The following is an 8536-nucleotide window of genomic DNA, read 5'->3' as shown; positions in this document are numbered from 1 at the left end:
CGTCGAGCGTGACGGAGCCCGTGCCGGCCTTGATGGTGGCGCCGGTGCCGGTGAGCGTCAGCGAGCTGAGGGCGCCGGCGCCCTTCGGGCCGCGCACGGACACCTCGATCCGGTTCAGCTTGTCGTCGAGCAGCGCCTCCAGCCGACCGTCGCCCGTGACCAGCCGGACACCGGACGCGGCCCGGCTGTCCAGCAGCTCCAGCCGGTTGCCGTTGCGGGCGGAGACGGAGCGGCGGTTGACCTTGCCGCGCAGGGGGTCCACCAGCGGGCGACCGTGCGGCGAGGGCTTGTCGACGCCGTTGTAGAGCCCGCCGATCACGTAGGGCCGGTCCAGGCTGCCCTGCTCGAAGCCGACCAGCACCTCGTCGTCGACCTCCGGGCTGAACACCCCGCCACCGCCGACGCCGCCCCACTGCACGGTGCGCACCCAGTCGGTGACGTAGGTGTCGTCCAGCCACGGGAACTTCAGCCGCACCCAGCCGCGCTGGTCCCGGCCGGGCTCCTTGATGTCGGTGACGATCCCGGTCGCCAGGCCGGGCATCCGCGGGCTGCGGGCGGGCGCGTTCCCGCCCGTGACCAGGCCCGCGAGGGACCGGTCGTAGGAGGCGCTGACCGTGAGCGTGGTGTGGTAGCCGGTGTCGGCGTCGATCACGTGGCGCGCGCCGGTCACGGTGTAGCCGCCGTCGAAGTCGGGGCCGTAGTGCGCCACCGTGACGGGGTCGCCCGCGCGGAGCCGGGGGTTCCCGTCGACCAGGGCCTCCAGCTCGCCGAAGCCCGCGCCGGTGGACGCCTCCAGCGAGCGCGCCGCGCGGGTCGCCTCGGCCTGGGTGGCGTAGGGGGTGTCGGTGACCAGCAGGGGCGCCTTCGTCGGGAACTTCGCGTTGGCCGTGCTCGCGGCCAGGCCCGGCTTGACGGTCTTGCTCGGGGTGTTGGGCTGCACCGCCACCAGCGCCTTCTTGGTGGCGACGTCCCAGCTGCGCACCTCGACGCCGTTGGCCTGGTCGGCGGTGGTGAGCACGGCGCGCAGGTAGTGGATGTTGTCGCCGAAGCCCAGCACGTGCGGGTCGCTCGAGGCCGACGCCTTCGGCGCCTTGCTCGCGGGCGTGAGCTTGACGAACTCCAGGTGACCCCGCTGGTCGACCCGGACCACGGCGTCGTGCTCCTGGGCGAGCGACTGGAGGAAGTCCCAGTCCGACACGCCGGCCTGGCTCAGGTGCCGGTAGGTGACGTTGGCGACGTCGAGCCTGCCCACGGCCAACCCGGCGCCCGAGGCGACCTTCCGCACGATGGCCGAGGCGGACATGTTGCGGAACGCCTGCACCTTGCGGCCGCGCATCAGGCGGTGCGCCCGGCTCGTCGCCCGGATCACCACGAACACCCCGGGGCGCTCGTAGTCCATCTCCAGCGCGGTGACCTCGCCGGTGAACACCCGCACGGGGGTCCGCACGACGGAGGCCGCGATCAGCACCTCCAGCTTGCTGCCGATCTTGACGTTGTTCTTCTCCAGCAGCTTCCTGTTCTGGTCCCGGTAGGTCAGCACGGCGCTGTCGGGCAGGCCGACGTTCTCGTCCACGACGCAGCGGACCAGGTTGCCCGCCTCGGCGCGGAGCTCGTTGTCGTCCACCTTGACCACCGCACTGGCCCCGTGGTTGTCGCCCGTCGCGTTCGACGTGGTCACCGCTCCTCCTCCGGTTCGTCCGCGGTGCCCGGCACCAGCAGCTCCGTGCCGGGCGCCAGGACCATGGGGTCGTCGATGTCGTTGGCCTCGGCGATGACCCGCCACGCGGTGGCGTCGCCGTACTCCCGCCACGCCAGCTGGGGCAGGCTGTCCCCGGCGACCACGCGGTGCGTGCGCCGGGCCTCGCGCGAACCGGAGGTCGGGTTCTGGCCGGGCGTGCCGACCCCCGCCTCCTCGATGGACAGCGAGCAGGTGGCCCGCAGCGGCTTGCCGTCCACGTCGAACAGCGAGTACTCCACCGACAGGCCGGACAGCACGCCGTCGAAGGACACCGACTTGGCGGTGCCCCACTCGAAGCGCACCCACGGGCTCGCGGGCGTCTTCTTCCGCAGGCTGGCCTTGGTCGGCACGCAGGCGATCATCAGCTTCTCCACCCCCTCCTCCACCGAGTTGTCGTGCTCGGAGGTCGCGTCCAGGAACACGTCCACGCTCAGCGACCGCGGACCGCTGCCGACGAACTCCGGCAACGACGCCTGGTCGGCCATCCGCGCCGGCTCGCGCCGCCACTCGACGTTCTTGCTCAGCGAGAGCCTGTTGGGGTTGAACTGGAACTTGACCGTGGCCAGTCGCCCGCCCGGCTTGCCGCCGCTCGCCGCCGGCGGCTCCATGATCACGAGCTGCGCCTTGACGAGGCCGGAGCCGAAGTGCGCCGCCGCGGCCTTGCCGGCCTTGGCGGCGCCGGCCTGGAACTTCGATGCCACGGTCCGCCCTCCTCGCCGCTCGCGCGCTCAGTCGCCGGACGCCTGGAGGCCCTCGTGGGCGAACTCCAGCGTCTCGACGGCGGCCTGGGACTGGTTCGGGTCGAAGGAGGGGCCCTGCCAGCGGACCGGGATGATGCCCATCACCTGCCAGCTGACGATCGGGGTCAGGTCCGGCGCCAGCGCGACGATCTCGCCGTCCTCGCGGTCTGCCTCCTTGAGGACCTCGTTGAACCACTTGAGGACCTTGGCCGAGTCGCCGGTCACCGGCCGGGTCATGGTGATGTTGGACCAGGTGATGCGCGAGGGCAGGCTCCAGGTGAACCCGTTGTTGCCGCCCTCGGCGTACTGCTCGACCTCCACCTGCGCGCCGAGACCTTCGCAGGTGTGGAACATGCCGAGGTCGTCGTCGGCGATGGTCAGCCGGAAGAAGACGCTGCTGGCGAAGACGTCGTCGCTCATGGGTGCTCCTTGTTCGGGCCGGCCGGCTAGCGGCGGCGGTCGTGCAGTCGGCCGGCGCGCTCGCGCCCCTGGCGCAGTTCGGCGCGCAGCAACCTGCCGACCGGTTCGAGCAGCCGTCGGGCCAGGTCGTCGAGGTCGCGCGGGGCCAGGTCACCCGGCCGGTTCCCGGCGTCGGCGCGGTCGGGGGCCTGGTCGCCGGCGGTCACGCGTCCGGCGGGCGGGGTGGGACCGTCCGCGCGGCCCGCGACCCGGTGGGGGCTCGACCCGCTGGAGGTCGGGCTCGCCGTCCGGGAGGTCGGGCCCTGTTCCCGGGAGGTCTGGCCCGGCGCCCGGGAGGTCTGGCCCGGCGCCCGCTGCGGCGAGGGGGTCGGCCCGTAGTGCTCCGCGGTCCGCCGCTGGACCAGCACGTCCGACGTCCACCGCACCGGGACGTGGCCGGCGGCCGGTCCCGGAGCGGCGGCCGGCGCGGTCGAGGTCCGGGCCCGGCCGAGGGCGGCGGGTGCGCCCTCCGGGTGCGGGTGCGCGGGGGGCGGGAGCTTCGGGCCGCTGTCGAGGGGGCGGGGCGGGGTCGGCCGCACCACCGGTTTCCCGCCGCTGCCCGCCCCCGTCTCGGGCAGGTGGTCGGTGTAGCGCTGGACGTGCGTGGTCGGGGCCGGTGCTCCGGGGCTGGACGCCCGTGGGGTCGGGGGTGGACCGCTCTTCCCGGTGGGGCTCTGCCGGGTGGTGCGCTGGTTGGTGGTGCTCTGGTTGGTGGCGCGTTGGGCGGTCGCGGGCTGGTTGGTGGTGCTCCGGGTGGTCGTGCTCCGCTGCACCGCGTGGTTCCTGTTCTCGGTCGGCTCTGCGGGGGCTCCGGAACCCGGCCACTGCGGTCGCACCACGGGCCGTGCCGCCGCGCGCTGCACCGGTTGGGGCGGCAGACCTGTGCCGGTGTTGGTGACCAGGGGCCGCTCGGCGATCAAGGGCCGCACGCGCGGAGGTGACGACTTGGTCCGCCGAGGTGCACCAGGTGCGGCCGGTCTCTGGGCGGTGGCCTGCCCGGCGGACGAAGGCCGGGTCACCGGCACCACCGGCAGCCGGGTCGGGGCCGGTGCGGTCGGCGGGTGGACGGTCGTGGGTGTGGAGGTGGGCCGCTCCCCTGCCGCTGTGGTGGTGTCGGTCGTTCGCTGCACCGGGCGGCCCACTCCCAGCGGCGGCACCACTCCTGCTCCTGGGGATGTGCTCGCCGCCGGCCGGTCGCGCCGGTGCTCCGACCGCTGCACGTTCGCGTGGACCACCGGAGTCGCCGGCCCGCTGGTCGGGGACACCGACCTCTGCACCGCCCGACCAGCCGCGGGGGCCACCGTCGCCGGCAGCGCCGGGAGGGGTTCGCCGATACCGGTGCCCCGCCTGGGTCGAGCCGCCGAGTCGGGCTTCGGCGTCGTGCCTCGCCGCACCACCGGGACCGGTCCACCGGCCCCTGGCAGCGGTGAACGCGCCACCAAGGGGGCATTCGCCGCTCCGGTTGAGGTGGAAGTGGCCGGGATGGAGGTGCCGGCGGACGGGGCGGCGGCAGTTCGGGCGGAGGTGGTCCGGGCAGGAGTGGATTGGGCAGAAGTGGATTGGGCAGAGGTGGCTGGTGCAGCGGCCCGGGCGGACCTGGTCGGGACAGACCTGGTCGGGGCGGCGGTCGGGGAGGAGATGATCGGGGTAGCGACGGTTGGACTGGAGGTAGTTGGACTGGAGGTAGTTGGGCCGGAGGTGGTCGGGCTGGTGGCGGTCGGGACGGTGGCGGTCGGGGGTAGCGCCGTCAAGGGTTCTCCGAGCACGGGAGCGGACCTGGGTGCCGCCGATGCCGGCCGCGTGCCGCCCTCGGTGGTCGAAGCCGCCTGTCCCGCCCGCTCGCCCGTGCTCTTCGGGGGCGAAACCCCGACCACGGGGAGCGAACGGACCGACCCCACCGGCCGCTTGGCGACCGTCAGCGGCGGTCGGAGCGGGCGCAATTGGACCGGCTGGAGCGAGGTCGGCTCGGGGTTGTTGGCGCTCGGTGCCACCTCGGCGGTCCCGATCAGCGCACCGACCGCCTCGGCAGAGGGCTTCGACCCGGTCCCACCAGGGGTCTTCGGGCCGGTCGTCGCACTTCCACCGGTGTGCTTCGGCCGGGCCCCGGCCTTCCCGGAGGGCTTCGCGCCTCCGGCAGCCACGCTCCTCTGCGCCACCGGCATCGAACCGACGCCGAGAGCCTTCGGCCCGGCCCCCGGCTTGGCTCCCCACTCGGTCCCCTGCCCGGCGGTCCCCTGCTCTGTGGCCCCTTGCGCGGTGCCCCCCTGCCTGATGCGCCCTTGGCCGGTGGCCCCTTGCGCGGTGGCCCCCTGCCCGGTGCGCCCTTGCCCGGTAGCCCCTTGCACGGTGCCCCCTTGCTCAGCGGCACCCTGCTCTGCCTCCCGGCGCCAGGCCACCAGCAGCGGCCCGCCGCCCCAGTACCGCGACCGCCGGCCCACCTCCGCGCCGATCACCCCTCCGATCAGCCCGGACGGCGCGCTCGCGCTCACCGAGTGCCCCAGCTCGCCACCCAACCGGTGGTCCCGCCAGGAGGCCAGCCCGTCCCGGAACCGCAGGCCGTCACCGACCGCTGCACCGCCGCCCGGCACCACCCCGCCCATCGGCGGGGCCGCCCGCCACCCGCCGTCCCAGGCGGGGCGTTCCGGCGCCGCCGGGGTGGCGACCCGCGCGGCCGCCGGCTCCTCCTCGGGGCGCTTCCCGCGCCGCAACCGGTCCCAGAAGCCCACCGGGTCACCTCCCCTCGTTCACCCTCGTGTTGATGCGCGCGATCTCGCGGACCCAGCCCTGGCGCTCGTGGTGCTCCAGGTCGAGGATCTCCTCGCGCGGCCAGTGGAAGTGGTAGGCCACGTACGCGACCTCTTCGAGCAGCCGGTCGGCCGCGTACGTCACGATTCCCCCAGGCGACCACCGGCGAGGTCGACCTCGAACGCCGTGCCGCACGACGGGCACGACACGCCCGCCCTGGTGTGGCCCTCGCTGTTGATCCGCCGGTAGAAGTCCTGGAGGAAGGCGATGTCGGTGGCGTACATCTGCTCGACCACCCCGGCGTGGACCTCGCGGACCGTGCCCAGCTGGGTGATGACCTGGCTGAGCAGCACGACGCTGAGGTAGCCGGGGTTCTCCTTGACGCGCAGGTCGATCTGGGGCCGCAGCTCGTCGCGCGCCGTGGCCAGGCGCATCCGGCCGTGCCGGTGCACCACGCCGTCGGGGTCCACGTAGCCCCTCGGCAGCTCGAAGTCGAACTCGGTGCGCAGGCCGCCGCGGCCGCTCGGCGCGGTCTGGGCGGTCGGGCGCCGCTCCGCTTCCTCCTTGGGCTCCACCAGCTCGTCGAGCTGGTCGAGCGCGATCGTCCGCCGCCTCATTCGACCGTGATCTCCTCGAACACCAGGGTCACCTTCTCGGTGGCCGCGCTGGACTCGCCCGCCTTGAACGAGGGGCCCTCCCACTTGCTGGCCCACGCGCGGTACAGCGTCATGCGGCGGACCGTGTTGCCCTCGGTGTCCTTGACCTCGATGGTGATGTCCTGCCGGGCCGCGGTGACCGCGCCCTTCTCCAACGTCTCCTTGAGCCACTTGGTGAACGTGTCGCTCTGGTCCAGGCCCCTGGTGAGCGTCACCTCGCCGCCCTTCTGCGCGCCCGGCTGCTTGCGCAGCACCGGCTTGCCGGTCTCGGTGACCTGGGAGACCTCGACGACGTCCTCCTCGACGGTCAGCCCGCTGACCTCCTGGAGGGACTCGACGGTGTAGCCGCCGAGCTGGACGCCGAAGATGTGGGTGGAAAGAGCATCGCCCTCTGCCATGGGTGGTGCCGCCTTTCTGGTTCACGCGCCCCCTCGGGGCGGCTCATTCGCTGACGAGGCTGGTGCTGTCGGAGAACTGCGAGAGCTGGAAGACCACGAACTCGGCGGGCTTGACCGGCGCAACGCCGATCTCGCACACGACCTGGCCGAGGTCGATCGACTCCCGCGGGTTGTTCTCCCGGTCGCACTTGACGTAGAACGCCTCCGCCGGGGTGCGGCCGAACAGCGCGCCCCGCCGCCACTGCTCGGTGAGGAAGCCGGTGATGTTGCGCCGGATGCTGGCCCACAGGCGGTCGTCGTTGGGCTCGAAGACCACCCACTGCGTGCCCAGCAGGATCGACTCCTCCAGGTAGTTGAACAGCCGGCGCACGTTGAGGTAGCGCCACGCCGGGTCGGAGGACAGGGTGCGGGCGCCCCAGACCCGGATGCCGCGGCCGGGGAAGGCGCGCACGCAGTTGACGCCGATCGGGTTGAGCAGGTCCTGCTCGTTCTTGCTGATGTTGATCTCCAGGTCGACCGCGCCGCGGATGACCTCGTTGGCCGGCGCCTTGTGCACGCCGCGCTCGTTGTCGTTGCGGCTCCACACGCCCGCGATGTGCCCGGCGGGCGGCACGAGGGTGTTGCGCCCGTTGGCCGGGTCGAAGACCTTGATCCACGGGTAGTACAGCACGGCGTACTTGGAGTCGTAGTTCGCCTCGTCCAGGCGCCAGGTGCGGATCTTCTGCGCGTTCAGCCCGGGTGGCGCGTCGAGCAGCGCGACCCGGTCGCCCATCTGCTCGCAGTGCGAGATCATCGCCAACTGGACGGTCTTGACGCCCTCCAGGTCGATCAGGCCGCGCTTGTAGGCGCTCATCAGGTCCGGCGCGACCACCATGGTGATCTCGTCGACGCTCTCCAGCCCGCCCATGCCGGTGCGGGCGTCCGGGTCGCCCAGGTACTCCTGGGCGTCCAGCCTGGCCACCGCCTTCGACGGCGCGGGCGTGGCGGGCAGCGCCACCTGCTGCTTGTCCGGGCGGGCCAGCGCGCCGTTGGACCGCTCGGTGACCGCGATGAGCCTGGACCGCTCGGACACCTGCGTCACGACGTAGTTCTTGACGTTCTTCTTCGTGGAGACGTCGAAGGTCTCCGCCACCTTGCCGCCCTGCTTGACCACCAGCTTGAAGCGGTCCTCCGGCGGGTTCTCGCCGTCGGCGTCGGCCACCTCGACCGAGAGGTCCGGACCCGCGCCGGGCAGCGCGGCCACGTGCAGGCCGCCCAGCTCGACCGGCGCGGGCGCGGCCGGTTCGGCGTCGGCGTCCGTCGCCTCGCCGCCGACCCGCACCACGTACGCCGCGCCGCCGCCGTTGGCGAAGTAGCCGTAGACCGCGTGCGGCAGGTAGGCGTCCTCGGTGAAGCCGCCGAAGAGCTGGACGTACTGGTTCCAGTTCGCCACCAGGGTCGGCCGGTGGAAGGGCCCCTGCTCGGCGAAGCCGATGAAGGCGGCCACCGCGGTGCCGACGCCCTCGATCGGCCGCGCCCCGGACTGGACCTCCTCCACGTAGACGCCTGGTGAGAGGTACTGCGGCATGGTCGCTCCCCTGTCTCGTCCGCTCTGCTGTCTTCCACTGCCGGGGTGTCTTCCGCTGCCGGCGGCTGCTCCGCTCCGGCACCACCAGCCTGCTGCGGGCGCGCCCGCGCGGGCAGGGCCGGCGGCCCCCTGCCGGGGGCAGAGCCGTTGCCCTAAAAGACATGCGCGCACCGCGGGCACGTCGAAGCGCGCTCGCACACGGCGGAGCGCCCCGGCACCGACGGGTGCCGGGG

At 73.3% G+C, this 8536-nt stretch carries 8 protein-coding genes; all 8 read right to left on the bottom strand.

Features of this window, described 5'->3' with window-relative positions:
* On the bottom strand, nt 1-1678 hold a 1678-nt coding region (locus ACFV4N_RS35415), incomplete at its 3' end, for a VgrG-related protein (RefSeq protein WP_499677024.1).
* Complete coding sequence (locus tag ACFV4N_RS35410) at nt 1675-2439, bottom strand: CIS tube protein (RefSeq protein WP_499677023.1); 765 nt, start codon at nt 2437-2439, stop codon at nt 1675-1677. The genes ACFV4N_RS35410 and ACFV4N_RS35415, both read right to left, overlap by 4 nt.
* A 27-nt stretch (nt 2440-2466) precedes the next feature.
* Nucleotides 2467-2898, bottom strand: a complete 432-nt coding sequence (locus tag ACFV4N_RS35405; protein WP_499677022.1) for a phage tail protein — start codon at nt 2896-2898, stop codon at nt 2467-2469.
* A 26-nt stretch (nt 2899-2924) separates the two neighbouring features.
* A complete protein-coding gene (locus tag ACFV4N_RS35400) occupies nt 2925-3710 on the bottom strand; it encodes a hypothetical protein (RefSeq protein WP_499677021.1) in 786 nt (261 codons plus the stop codon).
* Nucleotides 3711-5667: 1957 nt separating this feature from the next.
* Nucleotides 5668-5826: a DUF6760 family protein gene (locus ACFV4N_RS35395; protein ID WP_380638506.1), complete on the bottom strand. Its 159-nt coding sequence runs from the start codon at nt 5824-5826 to the stop codon at nt 5668-5670.
* The gene (locus ACFV4N_RS35390) at nt 5823-6299 is read right to left on the bottom strand and encodes a hypothetical protein (RefSeq protein WP_499677020.1); all 477 of its coding nucleotides are present in this window, start codon (nt 6297-6299) and stop codon (nt 5823-5825) included. The genes ACFV4N_RS35395 and ACFV4N_RS35390 overlap by 4 nt, the downstream gene beginning before the upstream one ends.
* Entirely contained in the window at nt 6296-6736 is a 441-nt protein-coding gene (locus ACFV4N_RS35385) for a phage tail protein (RefSeq protein ID WP_499677019.1), read from the bottom strand. Before ACFV4N_RS35385 ends, ACFV4N_RS35390 begins: the two co-directional genes overlap by 4 nt.
* A gap of 43 nt (nt 6737-6779) precedes the next feature.
* On the bottom strand, nt 6780-8303 hold the full coding sequence (locus ACFV4N_RS35380; protein ID WP_499677018.1) for a phage tail sheath family protein: 1524 nt from the start codon (nt 8301-8303) through the stop codon (nt 6780-6782).
* Nucleotides 8304-8536: the final 233 nt, after the last annotated feature.

Source organism: Actinosynnema sp. NPDC059797 (assembly GCF_042732085.1).
Taxonomy (GTDB): domain Bacteria; phylum Actinomycetota; class Actinomycetes; order Mycobacteriales; family Pseudonocardiaceae; genus Actinosynnema.
The sequence above is the reverse complement of the archived record's forward strand: the minus strand, read 5'-3'. Positions and strand labels throughout refer to the sequence as shown.